14 protein-coding genes are annotated in these 14,139 nt (G+C 70.2%); 1 reads left to right on the forward strand and 13 read right to left on the reverse strand.

The features are described 5' to 3' along the window. Positions 1-4: 4 nt before the first annotated feature. From BLW84_RS01570 to BLW84_RS01585, 4 genes are all read right to left on the reverse strand, one after another. A complete protein-coding gene (locus BLW84_RS01570; protein WP_093260411.1) occupies positions 5-991 on the reverse strand; it encodes a bile acid:sodium symporter family protein in 987 nt (328 codons plus the stop codon). 97 nt (positions 992-1,088) lie between these two features. After that, positions 1,089-1,952 (reverse strand): isocitrate lyase/PEP mutase family protein, encoded by an 864-nt coding sequence (locus BLW84_RS01575; RefSeq protein WP_093260413.1) that lies wholly within the window; start codon positions 1,950-1,952, stop codon positions 1,089-1,091. Positions 1,953-2,422: 470 nt separating this feature from the next. After that, entirely contained in the window at positions 2,423-2,896 is a 474-nt protein-coding gene (gene rraA / locus BLW84_RS01580; RefSeq protein WP_093260539.1) for a ribonuclease E activity regulator RraA, read from the reverse strand. A 377-nt stretch (positions 2,897-3,273) separates the two neighbouring features. Continuing rightward, the gene (locus BLW84_RS01585) at positions 3,274-4,077 is read right to left on the reverse strand and encodes an alpha/beta fold hydrolase (protein ID WP_093260415.1); all 804 of its coding nucleotides are present in this window, start codon (positions 4,075-4,077) and stop codon (positions 3,274-3,276) included. Between the two features lie 26 nt (positions 4,078-4,103). Here BLW84_RS01585 and BLW84_RS01590 point away from each other — a divergent pair, with 26 nt between their 5' ends. Next, a complete protein-coding gene (locus tag BLW84_RS01590) occupies positions 4,104-4,583 on the forward strand; it encodes a MarR family winged helix-turn-helix transcriptional regulator (RefSeq protein ID WP_093260417.1) in 480 nt (159 codons plus the stop codon). Positions 4,584-4,641: 58 nt separating this feature from the next. Here the strand turns inward: BLW84_RS01590 and BLW84_RS01595 are convergent, their stop codons facing one another. From BLW84_RS01595 to uvrC, 9 genes are all read right to left on the reverse strand, one after another. Then, on the reverse strand, positions 4,642-4,986 hold the full coding sequence (locus BLW84_RS01595; protein ID WP_093260418.1) for an RNA polymerase-binding protein RbpA: 345 nt from the start codon (positions 4,984-4,986) through the stop codon (positions 4,642-4,644). A gap of 55 nt (positions 4,987-5,041) precedes the next feature. Further along, entirely contained in the window at positions 5,042-5,275 is a 234-nt protein-coding gene (secG, locus tag BLW84_RS01600; RefSeq protein WP_093260420.1) for a preprotein translocase subunit SecG, read from the reverse strand. Between the two features lie 191 nt (positions 5,276-5,466). Next, positions 5,467-6,252, reverse strand: a complete 786-nt coding sequence (gene tpiA, locus BLW84_RS01605) for a triose-phosphate isomerase (protein ID WP_093260422.1) — start codon at positions 6,250-6,252, stop codon at positions 5,467-5,469. Positions 6,253-6,254: 2 nt separating this feature from the next. Beyond that, positions 6,255-7,457 carry a phosphoglycerate kinase gene (locus tag BLW84_RS01610; RefSeq protein WP_093260424.1) on the reverse strand — a complete coding sequence of 401 codons (1,203 nt, stop codon included), beginning with the start codon at positions 7,455-7,457 and terminating at the stop codon, positions 6,255-6,257. 175 nt (positions 7,458-7,632) lie between these two features. Further along, a complete protein-coding gene (gap, locus tag BLW84_RS01615; protein WP_093260426.1) occupies positions 7,633-8,643 on the reverse strand; it encodes a type I glyceraldehyde-3-phosphate dehydrogenase in 1,011 nt (336 codons plus the stop codon). Positions 8,644-9,252: 609 nt separating this feature from the next. Then, positions 9,253-10,239 carry a DNA-binding protein WhiA gene (gene whiA / locus BLW84_RS01620; protein ID WP_093260428.1) on the reverse strand — a complete coding sequence of 329 codons (987 nt, stop codon included), beginning with the start codon at positions 10,237-10,239 and terminating at the stop codon, positions 9,253-9,255. Continuing rightward, positions 10,230-11,198, reverse strand: a complete 969-nt coding sequence (locus BLW84_RS01625) for a gluconeogenesis factor YvcK family protein (RefSeq protein WP_093260430.1) — start codon at positions 11,196-11,198, stop codon at positions 10,230-10,232. Before BLW84_RS01625 ends, whiA begins: the two co-directional genes overlap by 10 nt. Next, the gene (rapZ, locus tag BLW84_RS01630) at positions 11,195-12,073 is read right to left on the reverse strand and encodes an RNase adapter RapZ (RefSeq protein WP_093260432.1); all 879 of its coding nucleotides are present in this window, start codon (positions 12,071-12,073) and stop codon (positions 11,195-11,197) included. Before rapZ ends, BLW84_RS01625 begins: the two co-directional genes overlap by 4 nt. Next, positions 12,066-14,093: an excinuclease ABC subunit UvrC gene (gene uvrC / locus BLW84_RS01635; RefSeq protein ID WP_093260434.1), complete on the reverse strand. Its 2,028-nt coding sequence runs from the start codon at positions 14,091-14,093 to the stop codon at positions 12,066-12,068. The genes rapZ and uvrC overlap by 8 nt, the downstream gene beginning before the upstream one ends. Between the last annotated feature and the right edge of the window lie 46 nt (positions 14,094-14,139).

Here is a 14,139-nt window from a genome sequence, read left to right on the forward strand (position 1 = left end):
GAGGTCAGGCGACGCCGACGGGTTCGGCCGCCTGCCTGGCGAAGCGGCGGGCCAACCAGGCGCATCCGATCAGCTGCATCTGGTGGTAGATCATCAGCGGCAAGACCACGAGCCCCGCCTCGGCGCCGCCGAACAGCACCGAGGCCATCGGCAGACCGCTGGCCAGGCTCTTGTTGGAACCGCAGAAGACCAGCACGACCCGGTCGGCGCGGGAGAACCCGCACCACCGGGCGAGCAGCGCGGTCCCGACGAGCGCGGCGGCCAGCAACGCTCCGTCGACGACGACGAGCACGCCGATTCCCGCCGGGCTGAGCTGCTGCCACACGCCCGAAACCGTTCCTCCGCTGAACGCCACGTACACCACGGCGAGGATGACGCCGCGATCCAGCAGCCCGAGCACCTTGGCGTGGCGGCGGATGCACTCCCCGACCACGGGCCGCAGCACCTGGCCGACGCAGAAGGGCACGAGCAGCAGCAGGACGATGTCGCGCGCACCTTGCCCGGTGAACCCGCCGTTGCCGCCGGTCATCAGCAGCCCGACGAGCAACGGGGTGACCAGCACGCCCAGCAGGTTGGAGAACGACGATCCGCAGATCGCCGCGGGTACGTTGCCGCCGGCCAGCGAGGTGAAGGTGATCGCCGACTGCACCGTGGACGGCAGCAGGCACAGGAACAGCACCCCCGCGTACAGCGACTGCGGTAGCACCGCCGGCACGAGCACCGAGCAGGCCAGCCCCAGCAGCGGGAAGAGGACGAACGTGGTCGCCAGCGCGGTCCCGTGCAGCTTCCACTTCCGCAGCCCGTCCCAGGCCGCGGTGGTCGAAAGCCGCGCGCCGTAGAGGAAGAACAGGAAGCCGATCGCCGCCTTGACCGCCTGGTCCAGGACGAGAGCCGGCTCACCGCGGACCGGTGCCAGCGCCGCGGCCGCCGCCACCAGCAGCAGGGCGACCACGTACGGATCCGGGCGCACGCGGGCGAGAATCCTGGTCATCGGAGGTTCAACTCCCAAGTCGTGAGCGGTCACCGACCGGCCGCGACGTCAGATGCCGCGGCCTGCCGGTGGTTGCGGACGTGCACTCCGGTGCCGATCACACGCCCAGCGCGGCGGGCTTCGGCGGGTGATGCCTGCTGATGTTCTGCTCCAGCAGGCCCTGTGCGGCTGCGATGCCGCCCCGTCCCTCCCGCACCTCCGGCAGCCGCCCGTCCTGCCGGCGCAGTTCGCCGAGCGCGTCGTCGATCGCCTGCTGCGCGGCGAACAGGCATGGCGTGCTGTAGATCGCGACGTCGACCCCGAGGTCCTGCAGTTCCGGGAGCGAAACGCGCGGCGACTTGCCGCCCGCGATCTGGTTGAACAGCAACGGTTTGTCCCCGATGACCTTGCGAACCTTCTCGATCCAGTCGACGCTGCGCACCCCGTCCACCAGCAGCACGTCCGCGTCGGTCTCCGCCAGGGCCTCGGCGCGCCGCAGGATCTCGCCCTCCTCGGTGGCGTCGGTGCGGGCGACCACCACGAGGTCTCGCCTGGTGGCGAGGACGAGTTCGAGCTTGTCCAGGTAGTCCTCCAGCGGAAGCACCTGCTTGCCGTCGACGTGGCCGCACCGGCGAGGCCGCTTCTGGTCTTCGAGGATCACACCGGAGGCGCCGATCAGTTCCAGCTGCTCCACCACGTGGCAGGCCACCTCGGGATCGACGTAACCGTCGTCGATGTCCACCAGGAGGTGCTGCCGCGGGAAGGCGAGCCGCAGGCGCTGCACGAATCCGACGATGTCCGGCCACGCGATGAATCCGATGTCGGGCAATCCGTAATGGGATGCGGCGAAGCCGAATCCGGAGACGAACATCCCGGAATAGTGCTTGGCGGAAATCGATGCCGAGAACATGTCGTAGACCCCGATCAGCGGGGTGATCTGGTCGGACAGGATTTCCTCGCGAAGCGCGGTTCCGTAGTTCAACTCTTCTCCCGTTCGTATCCCTGGAATCTTTTCCGGAACGAGGTGGGAACAGCCGCGAGGACGAGCCGAATGAACCCTATCCAGCAAAAGGGTTCTTCGGCCTCAACCGGGCAGCTCCGACATCTCGCCACGAAGGTTATTTGACGGAAGCAAGAGAAAACAAACCACAAACGGGTGCAAACGGACATTAGCCCGATGGAAGCAGGAAGCCGATGGCGAATCGTTTTCCGGAACTGATTTCGGAAATTATTCCGGCGCGCGAACCGCACCGGGATAACAATGCCGTAAATCGACGGGTGAACCCGGCATGGGCACCGCGCGCCGGGGCACGCCGGGGCACGCGCGCCTGGTAGCTCGCGGCGCCGCGACACCGATTCGCACGAACTAACCCGATCGGGAACCGGGTGACATCACGTCGTCAACTGGCCGGGCGTGGCTTCGCGGTCATCCGCCCCGCGTGACCGGCGGCGTCACGGCTCGGTGACCACCACGACGCCGTCCTGGTCGGACACCACGTGCTCGCCGGGAACGAACCGGACACCGCCGAGCTCGACGACCTCGTCTACGGTTCCCTCGCCGGTCTTGGTGCTCTTGCGCGGGTTGGTGCCCAGCGCCTTGACGCCGAAGTCCATCCCGGCCAGCACCGCCGAGTCGCGCACCGCGCCGTTGATGATGACCCCGCTCCAGCCGTTCGAGCGGCCGATCTCGGCGATCAGGTCGCCGATCAGCGCGGTGTGCAGCGAGCCGCGGCCGTCGATGACCAGCACCTGGCCGTCGCCGGGCTCGGAGAGGACCTTCTTGAGCAGCGCGTTGTCCTGGAAGCACGTGACCGTGCGGATCCGGCCTTCGAACGCCTCGCGCCCGCCGAGGTTGCGGAACTGCACGTCGCAGCTGCGCACCTCCGGGCCTTCCCGGTCCGCGAGATCAGCCGTCGCCTGAGCCATGGGTCCTCCCGGATCGCCGCTGTCGTGGACGGCGAGCGTACCCACCGGTAGCCGGGCGCGGCACAGCACCGCGACCAACGCCACACCGACCCCGGACCCCGGTTTCGCGCCCCGTGCACCACATCCGGGTAGCCGGCAGTTCTCATCGAGACCGCGCATCAGGCACCGGATCCGGCGCGTCGGCGGAGCAGATCCCGTTCGCAGGAGTTGGTCGCGAGATCCAGGCTTCGCTGTCGGCGTTGGCCTTGACCATCATCAGGAATCGCATCAGGAGCCACTCCCTGGTCCGGTGGCGGCCGGGCCCTCCGGCCGCTCACCGGCGCATCGAACGGGCCCGGCGGAAATCGGCACGTTCGACGACTTCTTTCCGCGAGTTCCTATCCGCCCAGGTGGCGGCGGATCAACTCGTTGACCTCCTCCGGGTTCTCCATGCTGGCCATGTGCCCGCAGCCGGCCATCTCGACCAGTTCGGCGTTGGGCATCCGCTCCGCCGCGTCCCGTGCCATCCGGTGCAGGTCGGTCGCTTCCAGCTCACCGACGACCAGCAGCGTCGGCGCGGCGATCTCCGCCAGCCTGCTCGCAACGTCGCGCTCCAGCAGCCGCCCGGTCGCGGTGTGGTGGTTGCCCACGGTCGTCATCGCCATGTCCCGGCAGCGCGCCCGGATCTGCGGGTCCACCTCGTCCGGCCGGCGGTGCGGTCCGTCGACCCCGATGCGCAGGAACGCCTCGACGTACCGGTCGATGTCCATCGCCTGCCTGGCGGCCTCCTGCTCGCGGTGCCCTTCCAGGATGAACGGGTCGCGGAAGTCGACCGGCGGGATGCCCGGGCCGAACAGCACCACGCGGTCCACCCGCTCCGGGTTCTGCAGCGCGAAGGTCAGGGTGGTGGCGCCGCCCATCGAGTTGCCCATCAGCGACGCGGTGCCGATCTCGAAGTGGTCCAGCAGCGCCAGCAGGTCCTCCTCCGCGCGGCAGTCGGCCATCGCGGTGGTGGATCGCCCGTGGGAACGGGCGTCGTAGCGGATCAGCCGGTGGTCGGCGGCGAGTTCGAGCTGCTCGTCCCACATCCCCACGCCCAGGTAATCGGCGTGCAGCAGCACCAGCGGCGGCCCGGAACCCACCACCTCGGCGTACAGCTCGCCGTCCGGGACCGGAACTCGTACCGATTCGATAGTGTTCATGGCAACCAAGGTGTCATAATGACACCGTGGTTGACAACTCCGATTCCCCGCTGCCGCCCGCCGAGCTCGGCCCGCGACTGGCCGAGGTCTACGCGACCCTCGGGCCGCTCTACCGCCGCGTCGCGCGCCTCGTCGAGCAGCAAAGCCCCAGCAACGGGCTGTCCGTCGGTGTGCGCGCGGTGCTCGAACGGCTGGAAATGGCCGGCGCCGCCGAGACGGTCCCCCAGATCGCCCGAACCCTGGAACTGAGCAGGCAGTTCGTGCAGCGCATGGTCAACGACGCGATGGCGGCGGGATTCGTCGCGCTGAAGCCGAATCCCGCCCACCGCCGCTCGTCGCTGGTGGAGCTCACCAGGGCCGGCCTGGCGGCGATTCGCGCGGTCCAGGCGAACGAGCACGAGACGATGGGGCTCGTCGGCGGGGACCTCACCTACGCCGACGTGGCGACGACCCTGCGGGTGCTGCGGCACATGCTCACCGCGGTGAACGAGATCGAGGTCGACTGACCCGGGAAAGACGAACCGGGCCGGGTGAGCTGTCGCCCACCCGGCCCGGTTCGTCGATTCAGCGGCCCTTGCGCTCGCGGAGCTTGCTCAGCGCTTCCTCCAGGATGGCCATCCCGTCGGCATCGCTGCGCCGCTCCTTGACGTACGCGAGGTGGCTCTTGTACGGCTCGTTCCGCCGCGCCTCGGGCGGATTCTCCTGGTCCAAACCCGCCGGCAAACCACAGCGCGGGCAGTCCCATTCCTCCGGCACCTCGGCGTCCATCGCAAACGACGGCCGGCTGTGGTGCGCGTTGGCGCACCAGTAGTCGACCCGCTTGCGCGGCGCGGCTTCCCCCCGCTCCGACTCGCCTACCGCGGGGCCCGAGCCCACACGTGTGCCGCGAATGGCGTTGCCACCAGTCATCCGTCTTCACCCACCAAGCGGCCCGGGGTCGTCGACCGGCTGGGTGCCCGGTCGATCAACCGATCTTGATCAACAGGCCGACACCGATGATGGAGATGACCCACAGCGCCATGACGAACAACGTCATCCGGTCGAGGTTCTTCTCCGCCACACTGGAACCGGCCAGGTTGGACTGCATACCGCCGCCGAACAGCGAGGACAGACCGCCGCCCTTGGCCCGGTGCAGCAGCACCATCAGCACCAGCAGCACACTCGTCACGATCAACACGATCTGCAGGAAAAGAGTCATCACGTCCTCGTTCGCACAGCGGTCCGCGACCAAGCGTACCGGGCCACCAACAGCGAGTTGACCACCGTCCACCCGTTTGCCGCGAGGACGGTCTCACACTGCTCCGACCGGTGCACCTCAGGGGGTGCCGGGCGGGTCGGCGCGAACGGCCCGCTCGCCTCATCAGGAGAGGCGAACGGGCCGGCAGCGCATCACGGGATGGGGCCACCCGCGGCCATGGCGGAGAGCTTGGCGAACTCGTCGCCGTTGAGGCTCGCGCCGCCGACCAGGGCGCCGTCCACGTCCGACTGGCCGATCAGGTCGCCGATGTTGCTCGACTTCACCGAGCCGCCGTAGAGCACCCGCACCTCGTCGGCGATCTCCTTGCCGTACTTCTCCTCCAGCGCCGCCCGCAGCGCCCCGCAGACCTCCTGCGCGTCCGCGGCGGTGGCGACCTTGCCGGTGCCGATCGCCCACACCGGCTCGTAGGCCACCACGACCTGGCGCACCTGCTCGGCCTTGAGGCCCTTGAGCGCGTTGATCAGCTGCGTGGTGCAGTGCTCGACGTGGCCGCCGGACTCGCGCACGTCGAGCTGCTCGCCGACGCACAGGATCGGCGACATGCCGTGCTTAAGGGTGGCGCGGACCTTCTTGTTCACCAGCTCGTCGGTCTCCGCGTGGTACTCGCGGCGCTCCGAGTGGCCGACCACCACGTAGCTGCACCCGAGCTTGGCCAGCATCGGCCCGGACACGTCACCGGTGTAGGCCCCGGACTCGTGCTCGGAGATGTCCTGCGCGCCGTGCTTGAGCAGCAGCTTGTCGCCGTCGATCAGGGTCTGCACGCTGCGGATGTCGGTGAACGGCGGCAGCACCGCCACCTCGACCTTCGCGTAGTACTTCTCCGGCAACGCGAAGGCGACCTTCTGCACCAGGGCGATCGCCTCCAGGTGGTTCAGGTTCATCTTCCAGTTGCCGGCGATCAGTGGCTGCCTGGCCATGTTCAGCGCTCACCTTCCAGGACGGCCACACCGGGCAGGTCCTTGCCTTCGAGGAATTCCAGCGACGCGCCGCCGCCGGTGGAGATGTGCGAGAAGCCGTCCTCGGGCAGGCCGAGGGTCCGCACCGCGGCGGCGGAGTCGCCGCCGCCGACCACGCTGAAGGAGTCGGAGTCCACGATGGCCTGCGCGACGCCGTGGGTGCCGTCGGCGAACGCCGGGAACTCGAACACGCCGGCCGGGCCGTTCCAGAACACCGTGCCGGCCTCGCGGAGGATTCCGGCGAACAGCTCGACGCTGCGCGGCCCGATGTCCAGCCCCATCCAGTCGGCCGGGATCGCGTCGGCGGCCACGACCTGCTTCTCGGCGTCCGCGGCGAAGCGGTCGGCGGCCACCACGTCCACCGGCAGCACCAGCTTGTCGCCGTGCTCGGCGAGCAGCTGCTCGGTGGAGGAGATCTGGTCCTCCTGCAGCAGCGAGTTGCCGACGTTGTGGCCCTGGGCGGCCAGGAACGTGTACGCCATGCCGCCGCCGATGAGCAGCTTGTCGACCTTGGGCAGCAGGGCCTTGATGACGCCGAGCTTGTCGGAGACCTTCGAGCCGCCGAGCACCACGACGTAGGGGTGCTTCGGGTCGCCGGTCAGGGTGCGCAGCACCTCGACCTCGGCGAGCACCAGGCCGCCGGCGTAGGCGGGCAGCCGCTTGGCGACGTCGTAGACCGACGCCTGCTTGCGGTGCACCACGCCGAAGCCGTCGGAGACGAAGGCGGCGTCCGGCCCGACCAGCGCGGCCAGCTCGTCGGCCAGCGCGCCGCGCTCGGCGTCGTCCTTGCTGGTCTCGCGGGCGTCGAAGCGGACGTTCTCCAGCAGCGCGACCGACCCGTCGGTCAGGCCCGCCACCACGGACTTCGCCGAGTCGCCGACCAGGTCACCGGCCAGCGCGACGTCGGCGCCGAGCAGCTCGCCGAGCCGCCGCGCGACCGGGGCCAGGGAGAACTTCGGGTCCGGCTCGCCCTTGGGGCGGCCGAGGTGCGCGGTGAGCACGACCTGGGCGCCGGCCCCGGTGAGCTTCCGGATGGTCGGCAGGGAGGCGCGCACCCGGCCGTCGTCGGTGATCTTCTCGCCGTCCAGCGGCACGTTGAGGTCGGCACGCACCAGAACACGCCGACCCCGAACGCCCTCGGACAGCAGATCGTCGAGGTTCTTCACGTCTGCTCCTACGCAGTTATGGAAAAGGCCCGCACGAGCCGGGGTATGTCGAACGGCTCGTGCGGGCCTTCAGAGACTGGTCTTTGCAAGCGGCGCAGCCGCTTGCCGCGGTAGACCGGCCGCCGCGGTGCTCAGCCAGCTGCCTGCACCGCTACGCAAAACGAGCCTGGAACTCTCAAGCCAGCTTCTTGCCGACCAGGTCGACGAGGTCGGCGAGGCGGTTGGAGTAGCCCCACTCGTTGTCGTACCAGCCGACGATCTTGACCTGGTTGCCGATGACCTTGGTCAGCGGCGAGTCGTAGATCGTCGAGTGCGGGTCGGTGACGATGTCGCTGGAGACGATCGGGTCCTCGTTGTACTTGAGGATGCCCTTGAGCCTGCCCTCGGCGGCCGCGGCCTTGAACGCCTCGTTGACCGACTCGACCGTGGCGTCCTTGCGGACGGTGGCGGTGAGGTCGGTGACCGAGCCGGTCGGCACCGGCACGCGCAGCGCGTAGCCGTCCAGCTTGCCGTTGAGCTCCGGCAGCACCAGGCCGATCGCCTTGGCCGCACCGGTGCTGGTCGGCACCACGTTGACCGCGGCGGCGCGGGCGCGGCGCAGGTCGCTGTGCGGGGCGTCCTGCAGGTTCTGGTCCTGCGTGTAGGCGTGGATGGTGGTCATCAGGCCCTGCTCGATGCCGAAGGCGTCGTCGAGCACCTTGACCATCGGGGCCAGGCAGTTGGTGGTGCAGGAGGCGTTGGAGATGATGGTCTGCGAGCCGTCGTACTTGTCGTCGTTGACGCCCAGCACCACGGTCAGGTCCTCGCCCTTGGCCGGGGCGGAGATGATGACCTTCTTCGCACCGCCCTCGTCGACGTGCTTGCGGGCGTCCGCGGCCTTGGTGAAGAAGCCGGTGGACTCCACGACGACGTCGACGCCCAGGTCGCCCCACGGCAGCTTGCCCGGGTCGCGCTCGGCGAGGATCTTGATGAGCTTGCCGCCCACCTCGATGCCCTCACCGGTGACCTTCACCTCCTGGCCGAGGCGGCCGAGGATGCTGTCGTACTTGAGCAGGTGGGCCATGGTCGCGACATCGCCCAGGTCGTTGGCGGCCACGATCTCGATGTCGTGATCGCTGGCGGTCGCGGCCCGCCAGAAGTTCCGCCCGATCCGACCGAAGCCGTTGATACCTACGCGAACGGTCACGCCGATCTCTCCTCGTGACTGACCCGGCCGGCGACGCGGCGGGTGAGGTTGATGGTCTCGGTATCACCCTATCTGCCACCGGGGCCTTCGCATGCGGGCGGGCGAGCGGGCTCACGCTCCGGAAAGGCGATATCTCCCGCCGGCCGCACCGGGTCCGCGGCCAACCGCGACCCCACGCACATCAGCGCAGGTCAAGACGCCGCGAAACGGGCCGATCGAGGCGGCCGCGACGATCGCGGCCCGTGATAGGTATCTCTGCACCGGTTCGGCGCCGTGCCGGATTTTCACAGTTCGAATTGAAACGGTGATTTACCGGCCGACGGGACCGCAGTTTCAATTGAGCGTTTTTCATCCTGGTCAACCCGCAGCCGCGGGCCGCAAAGGTGCACGTCGATGGGGTGTCGCATGCGCCGCAGGCGCATAACCCACCTACGACACTTGCACCGCCGCGGGTTCTCAGAGGCTTCCTGGCGAGGACGGCCCCTCCGCCGTGTATTGGACATACATCAGGAGGGGCACCCACAGACCAGGAAGCCTCTGAGGTTCCGCTACCCGCACCGCCACGCAAATCGAGGTTGGAAAAACCTCATTGAAACTGCGGTCGACCGGTCAGGCGTCGGCTTCCAGCATCTCGGCGGTCACCGCGGATTCGGTGTCCGGGACGCCCAGTTCGCGGGCTCGCTTGTCGGCCATCGCCAGCAGGCGGCGGATCCGGCCGGCCACCGCGTCCTTGGTCATCGGCGGGTCCGCCAGCTGGCCGAGCTCCTCCAGCGATGCCTGCCGGTGCGCCAGCCGCAGCCGGCCCGCCACCGTCAGGTGATCCGGGGCCGTCGGGCCCAGCAGCTCCAGCGCGCGCTCCACCCGGGCGGCCGCGGCGACCGCGGCGCGCGCCGAGCGGCGCAGGTTGGCGTCGTCGAAGTTCGCCAGCCGGTTGGCGGTCGCCCGCACCTCGCGGCGCATCCGGCGTTCCTCCCACGCGAGCACGCTGGAGTGCGCGCCGAGCCTGGTCAGCAGTGCGCCGATGGCGTCGCCGTCGCGCACCACCACCCGGTCCGCGCCGCGCACCTCGCGCGACTTCGCCGCCACGCCGATCCGCCGCGCGGCACCGACCAGCGCCAGCGCCGCCTCCGGGCCCGGGCAGGTGACCTCCATCGACGACGACCGGCCCGGCTCGGTCAGCGAGCCGTGCGCCAGGAAGGCACCGCGCCACGCGGCTTCCGAGTCGCAGGCGCCGCCGGAGACGACGTGCGCGGGCAGGCCGCGCACCGGGCGGCCGCGCGGGTCGAGCAGCCCGGTCTGCCGGGCGAGGCCCTCGCCGTCCTTGACCACCCGCACCACGTACCGGGTGCCCTTGCGCAGCCCGCCGGAGGTGATCATGTGCACGTCGGACTGGTGCCCGAACAGTTCGTGGATCTCCTTGCGGAGCCGGCGCGCCGTGGAGCCGCTGTCCAGCTCGGCCTCGATCACCACCCGGCCGGCGACGATGTGCAGCCCGCCGGCGAAGCGCAGCAACGAGGAAACCTCGGCTCGTCGGCAGCACGTCTTCGTCACCGACAACCGGCTCAACTCGTCCTTGACCGCCGCGGTCATCGCCACCGGTCCGTCCTCCTCTCCAGTGCGGCCCGCAGGCTGGCCGCCAGCGCCTCCGGGTCGTGCCGTTCCGGCACGGCCGGCGCGGCGATCTTGTCCAGCAAAGTTTGCGCACCCAGATCGGCGGCCGCAGCTCGAAGCCGATCAGGGGTGGGCACCGAGTCCGCGTCGGCCAACACTGCGTCGACCCGCAGGCGCGGTGCGTGCTGCGAGAGTACGGCCAGGTGCTGCTCGGGTGAGAAGCCCGCCGTCTCACCCGGTTGCGGGACGAGGTTGAGCACCACCACTCGTCGCGCGGTGGTGCTCACCAACGCCTCGTGCAGCTCCGGTACCAGCAGATGCGGCAGCACGCTGGTGAACCAAGAGCCGGGGCCGAGCAGCACCAGATCGGCGCCCAGCACGGCCTCCACCGCTTGCGGGCAAGCTGCCGGTTCTTCGACACCGTTCGCGTGCAATCGCACTTGTTTCACTCGTCCGGGCGTACTGGCGATGGCGACCTGCCCCCGGATCGTGCGAATCGCGTCGGGATCGGAGTCGAGCCCGACGACGTCGGCGGCCATGTCCAGCGGCACCGTCGACATCGGCAGGACCCGGCCCTGCACGCCGAGCAGCCGGCAGGCGTGGTCGAGGACCTCGACCGGATCGCCCAGCACCTCCAGCAGCCCGGCCAGCAGCAGGTTGCCGACGGCGTGGCCGGCGAGGGCCCCGCTGCCGCCGAAGCGGTGCTCGAACACCGTCGCCCACAGCTGGCCGTCGGCGTCGGAGTCGGCGAGCGCGGCGAGCGCCTTGCGCAGGTCGCCCGGCGGCAGCATGCCCAGTTCGCGGCGCAGCCGCCCGGACGACCCGCCGTCGTCGGCCACCGTCACCACCGCCGTCACGTCGGTGGTGAGCTGACGCAGCGCAGACAGCGTCGCCTGCAGGCCGTGGCCGCCGCCGAGCGCGACCGCGCGCAGCGGGGCGCTCACTCGCGCCCCAGGTCCCGGTGCACCGTCTTGACCATCATCCCGTCGTCCTCGGCGAGCCGGCGGGCCAGTTCCTCGGCGAGCGCGACGCTGCGGTGCTTGCCGCCGGTGCAGCCCAGCGCCAGCGTCAGGTACCGCTTGCCCTCGCGGTGGTAGCCGGCCCCGACCAGCCGCAGCAGCTGCTGGTAGCTCTGCAGGAACTCCTCCGCGCCTTCCTGGCCGAGCACGTAGTTGCGGACCTCCTCGTCGAGGCCGTTGAACTCGCGCAGCTCCGGGATCCAGAACGGGTTCGGCAGGAAGCGGCAGTCCATCACCAGGTCGGCGTCCATCGGCAGGCCGTACTTGTAGCCGAAGGACAGCACGGTCAGCCGCGTGCGGGTGCTCGCCTCGGTGCCGAACGCGTCCTCGATCTTGGACCGCAGCTGGTGCACGGACAGGCTGGTGGTGTCCAGCACCAGGTCCGCCTCGGAGCGCAGCTTCGACAGCAGCGACCGCTCCGCGGCGATCCCGTCGGCCAGCCGCCCCTCGCCCTGCAGCGGGTGGCCGCGCCGCACCTGCTCGAAGCGGCGGATCAGCACCTCGTCGGTGGCCTCCAGGAACAGGACCTTCGGCTTGTAGCCGCGGGCGTCGAGGTCCTTGATGACCGCGCCCAGGTCCTCGGTGAACGCGCGGCTGCGCACGTCCATCACCACCGCGACGCGGGTGACCGCGCCGCTGGAGCGCGCCCCCAGCTCCACCATCGTGGCGATCAGTTCCGGTGGCAGGTTGTCCACCACGAACCAGCCCAGGTCTTCCAGGCACTTGGCAGCGGTGCTGCGCCCCGCCCCGGACAGGCCGCTGACCACGGCGACCTCGATGCCCGACTGCTCGTCAGTCACTGCTCTCCCCTTCAGCGTTGTCGGCGCCGGGTCCCACCCGGTCGTCCGGCACCGGGCTCGGCCCGGTTCCCCCTTCGGCCGCCAGCGCCGAGTGCACGGTCTCGGCGGTGCGGCGGCCGATCCCGGGCACCTCGGCGATCTCGTCCACCCCGGCCTGGCGCAGCTTGCGCACCGAACCGAAGTGCTTGAGCAACGCCGCGCGGCGGGTTTCGCCCAGTCCCGGAATCGCGTCCAATGTGGAGCTTGTCATGCGCTTGCCGCGCTTCTTGCGGTGGTAGCCGATGGCGAAGCGGTGCGCCTCGTCGCGGACCCGTTGCAGCAGGTAGAGCGCCTCGCTGGTGCGCGCCAAGATCACCGGGTCCGGGTCGGCGGGCAGCCAGACCTCCTCCAGCCGCTTCGCCAGCCCGATCACCGCGACGTCGGTGATGCCCATTTCGGTCAGCGCGTCCGCGGCCGCGTTGGCCTGCGGCGCGCCGCCGTCGATCACCAGCAGGTTCGGCGGGTAGGCGAACTTGCGCGGGCGGCCGGTGTCGGGGTCGATCGCCGCGCCGACCGGTCCGGAGCCGGTCTGCTCCGGCGGGATGTCGGACTTGGCCGTTTCGCTGAGGTAGCGGTGGAAGCGGCGGCGCACGACCTCGTCGATGGAGCCGACGTCGCCGCCCTCGGCGCCCTCCCGGACCTCGAAGCGGCGGTACTCGGACTTGCGCGGCACGCCGTCCTCGAACACCACCAGCGACGCCACCACGTCGGTGCCCTGCACGTGGCTGACGTCGATGCACTCGATGCGCAGCGGCGCGGTGTCCAGCGCCAGCGCTTCCTGGAGCTCCTGCAACGCCGCCGACCGCGCGGTCAGGTCACCCGCGCGGCGCAGCTTGTACTGCTGGAACGCCTCCTTGGCGTTGCGCTCGACGGTTTCCATCAGCGCCCGCTTGTCGCCGCGCTGCGGCACCCGGAGGCTGACGCGGCTGCCGCGCAGCTCGCCGAGCCAGCCGGCGATCGCCTCCTCGTCGTCGGGCAGCTGCGGCACCAGCACCTCGCGCGGCACCGGGGTGCCGCCGGCGTCGGCCTGGTCGGCCAGCGACGCCTGCTCGCCGTAGAACTGCGTGAGGAACTGCGAGGTGAGGGCGGCGGTATCGGTTTCCTCAGCCTTGTCGATGACCCAACCCCGCTGGCCACGCACCCGCCCGCCGCGAATGTGGAAGATCTGCACGGCGGCGGCGAGCTCGTCCTCGGCGAAGGCCACGACGTCGGCGTCGGTGCCGTCGCCAAGCACCACCGCCTGCTTCTCCATCGCGCGCCGCAGGGCCTCCAGGTCGTCGCGCAGCCGGGCGGCGCGCTCGAACTCCAGCTCCGCGGAGGCGGCCTGCATCTCCTTGTCGAGCTTGCGCATCAGCTGGTCGGTGTGCCCGGCCAGGAAGTCGCAGAAGTCCTCGACGATGCCCCGGTGCTCGTCGGCGTCGACCCGGCCCACGCAGGGCGCCGAGCACTTGCCGATGTAGCCGAGCAGGCAGGGGCGGCCGATCTGCGAGTGCCGCTTGAACACCCCGCCGGAGCAGGTGCGCGCGGGGAACACCCGCAGCAGCAGGTCGAGGGTCTCGCGGATCGCCCACGCGTGCGCGTACGGGCCGAAGTACCGCACGCCCTTGCGGCGCGGGCCGCGGTAGACGTGCAGGCGCGGGAACTCCTCGTGCAGGGTCACCGCCAGCACCGGGTACGACTTGTCGTCGCGGTAGCGGACGTTGAACTTCGGGTCGTACTCCTTGATCCAGGAGTACTCCAGCTGCAGCGCCTCGACCTCGGTGCCGACGACGGTCCACTGCACGCCGGTGGCCGTGGTGACCATCTGCCGGGTCCGCGGATGCAGTCCGGCGAGGTCGGCGAAGTACGACGAGAGCCTGCTGCGCAGGCTTTTCGCCTTGCCGACGTAGATCACTCGGCCGCCGGCATCGTGGAACCGGTAGACGCCGGGGGCGTCCGGGATCGTGCCTGGCGCTGGTCGGTAGGTGGACGGATCGGCCACGCCTCCACCCTACGTGCGGGGACCGACCGACCGGATCTCGGTGCGC

This window comes from Saccharopolyspora shandongensis, assembly GCF_900106995.1.
GTDB classification, from domain to species: Bacteria; Actinomycetota; Actinomycetes; order Mycobacteriales; family Pseudonocardiaceae; genus Saccharopolyspora; species Saccharopolyspora shandongensis.

What these genes read in the sequence shown, in the direction of transcription:
- BLW84_RS01570 (WP_093260411.1), bottom strand. Translation starts at nt 991, where the DNA reads ATGACCAGGATTCTCGCCCGCGTGCGCCCGGATCCGTACGTGGTCGCC.
- secG (WP_093260420.1), bottom strand. Translation starts at nt 5,275, where the DNA reads ATGACTCTTTTCCTGCAGATCGTGTTGATCGTGACGAGTGTGCTGCTG.
- rraA (WP_093260539.1), bottom strand. Translation starts at nt 2,896, where the DNA reads ATGGCTCAGGCGACGGCTGATCTCGCGGACCGGGAAGGCCCGGAGGTG.
- BLW84_RS01595 (WP_093260418.1), bottom strand. Translation starts at nt 4,986, where the DNA reads ATGACTGGTGGCAACGCCATTCGCGGCACACGTGTGGGCTCGGGCCCC.
- BLW84_RS01585 (WP_093260415.1), bottom strand. Translation starts at nt 4,077, where the DNA reads ATGAACACTATCGAATCGGTACGAGTTCCGGTCCCGGACGGCGAGCTG.
- tpiA (WP_093260422.1), bottom strand. Translation starts at nt 6,252, where the DNA reads ATGGCCAGGCAGCCACTGATCGCCGGCAACTGGAAGATGAACCTGAAC.